General features: G+C 64.5%; 2 protein-coding genes. Both read left to right on the top strand.

Going from position 1 to position 2607, the window contains the following annotated elements; translation table 11 throughout:
* Positions 1 to 179 precede the first annotated feature (179 nt).
* Positions 180 to 1724, top strand: coding sequence for an IS21 family transposase (gene istA, locus AC2VON_RS17775; protein WP_486954132.1), 1545 nt, complete (start codon positions 180 to 182; stop codon positions 1722 to 1724).
* Positions 1721 to 2464 carry an ATP-binding protein gene (locus AC2VON_RS17770; protein WP_486954131.1) on the top strand — a complete coding sequence of 248 codons (744 nt, stop codon included), beginning with the start codon at positions 1721 to 1723 and terminating at the stop codon, positions 2462 to 2464. The genes istA and AC2VON_RS17770 overlap by 4 nt, the downstream gene beginning before the upstream one ends.
* Positions 2465 to 2607 lie beyond the last annotated feature (143 nt).

Genomic DNA, 2607 nt, shown 5'->3' with positions numbered 1-2607 from the left:
TGGATATCGCGCTGGCTGGGGGCCAGTGTTCCGCTGTCGGGTGAGCCACTGTTCCGGTTGGGACTGGGCCACCGTGGCGGTGCGGGCTGAGCCGTGGCGCCGGTTCTGATCTTGTTGCGTGGGACCTTCGTCGGGTCTGTGCCATTGGGGCATGGGCGTGACGAAAGGAGTCGCCTTTCATGGTCGACTACAAGCAAATCCTTCGGCTTCGTGCCGAGGGTGTGTCCCAGCGTGGCATCGCTGATGCGTTGGGCTGTTCGCGGAACACGGTAGCGACGGTGTTCGCCGCGGCGAACACAGCTGGGGTGGGTTTTGGGCAGGTGGCGGACCTTGAGGCGTTCGAGGTCCGCCACCTGCTGCTGCCCGAGCCGACCAAGCCCGACTCTGATCGGGCCGCACCGGATTTCGAGCATGTGCACCGTGAGCTGGCCCGCCCGTCGGTGACGTTGCTGCTGCTGTGGAACGAGTACGTGGCGAAGTGCCGGGAGACCGGCGAGGTGCCGTATCAGTATTCGTTCTTCAACGAACAGTACCGCCGCTGGGTGAAGGCGACGGGCGCCTCGATGCACATCCAGCGCGATCCGGGCGAATCGATTGAGGTCGATTGGGCTGGTGACTCGATGGTCTTCGCCGACCCGGTCACCGGTGAGCCCCTGCAGGCGTGGCTGTTCGTCGCCGCCCTGTCGTACTCGGCGTATGCGTACGTGGAGGCCTTCGCCGATATGACGCTTGCGTCGTGGATTGATGCGCATGTGCACACGTTCGACGCGTTTGGGGGCGTGGCACGGCTGCTCGTGCCCGATAATCTGCGTACCGGGGTGTCGAAGGCCGACCGTTACGAGCCGGCGCTCAACGCGGCGTATGCGCGCATGGCCGAGCATTACGGCACCGTCATCATCCCGGCCAGGGTGCGCCGGCCTCGCGACAAGCCGGTCGTCGAGGGCAGCGTGCGGTTCGTCGCCAACCAGGTCGCCGCGGTACTGCGCAACCGGCGGTTCGTGGGTCTTGCCGAGCTCAACGAGGCGATCTTCGACGAGGTCGCAGAAATCAACGCCCGGCCGTTCCAGAAGCGGGAAGATTCCCGGCACATCGTGTTCGTCCGAGACGAGAAGCCGCTTTTGATCCCACTGCCGCAAATCCCGTTTGAGTTGGCGGATCTACGAAAAGCCAAGGTGGGACCCAACTATCACGTGCAGGTCGACAAGAATTTCTACTCGGTTCCCGCCAAGCTGATCGGCCGGTCGTTGGATGTGCGCATCACCAGCCACACCGTCGAGATCTTCGACGGCACCGAACGCGTCGCCTCCCATCCGCGGCGCAAGGGGGTGCGTGGCCGGTATTGCACCGTGACCTCGCACATGCCCGAGGCGCATCGGAACCGGCTGATCGATTGGACACCGCAACGTTTCGAGCAGTGGGCCGCCACCGTCGGCCCGAACACTGTGGCCGCCATCGACGCGATCCTGGCGTCCCGCAAGATCGTCGAGCAGTCCTTCCGGTCGTGCCTGGGCGTGATGGCGTTGGCCAAAAAACCTGGTGGCATCACCCGGTTGGAAGACACCTGCGGTCGGGCGTTGGCGGCAACACCAGCGCCGTCCTACACGCTGATCAAAAAGCTGTGGGCCGGTTGGAAACCGGTCGATCCGCCACCGCCGCCATCGCTGGGCGACGCGGGTTTCATACGCGGCGCCGACTACTACACCACCGACGGGGGCCGGGCATGATCGACGTCGAAACCCTCACCAGGCTCAAGACAATGCGCCTGTCAGGAATGGCCGAGTACTTCGAAAAACTCGCCGACACGACAGACCTCGGGGTCTTGACCGGGCCGCAGATGGTCAAGCAGGCCGTCGACTGGGAGTACGAGCGCAGGCGAGACAACAAGCTGCACCGGCTTCGCCGCCAGGCCGCTCTGGCCCAGCCCGATGCCGACATCGGCGACATCAAAGCCATGCCCGGACGCGACGTGAACACCGAGCTCATCACCCGGCTCGCCGTCGGCAGCTACCTGGTCAAACATCAAGACGTAATTCTGCAAGGGCCGACCGGGGCCGGGAAAACCTACGTGGCCTGCGCATTGGGCAACAAGGCCTGCCAGCAATACCGCCAAGTGCTCTACCTGTCGGCCAACGAGCTGTTCGACCGGATCACGATCGCCGAACGCACCGACCAGAAGAAGCGCTGCCTCGCCACGCTGGTCAAGGTCGACCTGCTCATCATCGACGACTGGTTCCTCACGACGCCGACGACCCAGCAGGTCCAGCAGCTCCACACCCTGATCGACCGACGCCACAAAACCGCGTCGACGATCTACTGCACCCAACTACCGCCCGGCCAGTGGCACGACCGAATGGACGAAAAGATCCTCGCCGACGCCATCGTCGACCGGATCACCACCAACGCGCACACCACCGTCCTCAACTGCGACGATTCCATGCGTAAACACTTCAACCAGCTCAACTGACCAACGCCAACGGGCGGGCGGCACACCACCGCCCGCCCCAGCGGCGCCACGGCTCAGCCCGCACCGCCACGGTGGCCCAGTCCCAACCGGAACAGTGGCTCACCCGACAGCGGAACACTGGCTCCCGCCGACCGTAATATCCA

The sequence above is a fragment of the Mycobacterium sp. TH-M82 genome (assembly GCF_057473605.1).
This window is presented reverse-complemented; position numbering and strand designations above follow the sequence as displayed.